2 protein-coding genes are annotated in these 696 nt (G+C 63.6%); both read right to left on the bottom strand.

Annotated features, from left to right (window positions below):
- A partial coding sequence (locus JP75_RS24685) for a MaoC family dehydratase (RefSeq protein WP_035087876.1) occupies positions 1 to 354 on the bottom strand: 354 nt, incomplete at its 3' end.
- Positions 351 to 696, bottom strand: a 346-nt coding sequence (locus tag JP75_RS24680) for an SH3 domain-containing protein (protein WP_035087874.1), incomplete at its 5' end; no start/stop codon positions are given. The genes JP75_RS24680 and JP75_RS24685, both read right to left, overlap by 4 nt.

The raw sequence follows: 696 nt of genomic DNA, 5'->3' as shown, positions 1-696 counted from the left end.
GAAGGTCGGCTTGATGAAACGCAGCTTGTCGTAGCCATACGAGAAGGCGTTGACGCAATTGGTGGCGACGAGGCCCAGGCCCGCCGAGAAGACGAAGGCGCCGGCGACAAGCCGTCTGCCGAACTGACCCTCTGTGGTCGCAAAAATATCGTCGGCGACATAGGGGTGCATGTCGGTGACGAGGGCGTTGAACGCCATCGACTCGCCCTCCGAAATGGTGCGCCGGAGCGAGCGGATCTTCTGGCCGACCGGCCAATCCTCGTAGAACCAGTTTTCGCTGTTCCACACCGGAATGTCGGCATGCTCTGCCGGCATAGTTTTGGGATGGGTGGAGGAAACGCCGATGGTGCTCATGGCTTGGCCTCGATGGGAGTGGCGGGCGCGGCAGCGGAGGCAAAGGCGGCTTCGGCAAGGGCCATCGTGTACCAGGCGTCTTCCACCGAAGTGACGAGCCTGTCGTCTTCGCCCGCGGCAAAGCGCTGGAGGTTGCTCATGGTGCCGCGGAAGGCATGGGGGAACCAGCCGCCTTCGAGCGGGACCTGCGTCCAATCCTCGCCGCGCCGCGTGATCCAGAGTTCGTCGGGCTCGCCCTTGGGGTAATCGAGGAGAACGCCGAGCTTGACCATGGCCGCGCCTTCGGTGCCCTCGATGCGGAAGGAGGCGACCTGGAATTTGCGGCCGAAATCGTGGTTGTGG

Source organism: Devosia riboflavina (assembly GCF_000743575.1).
Taxonomy (GTDB): domain Bacteria; phylum Pseudomonadota; class Alphaproteobacteria; order Rhizobiales; family Devosiaceae; genus Devosia; species Devosia riboflavina.
The sequence above is the reverse complement of the archived record's forward strand: the minus strand, read 5'-3'. Positions and strand labels throughout refer to the sequence as shown.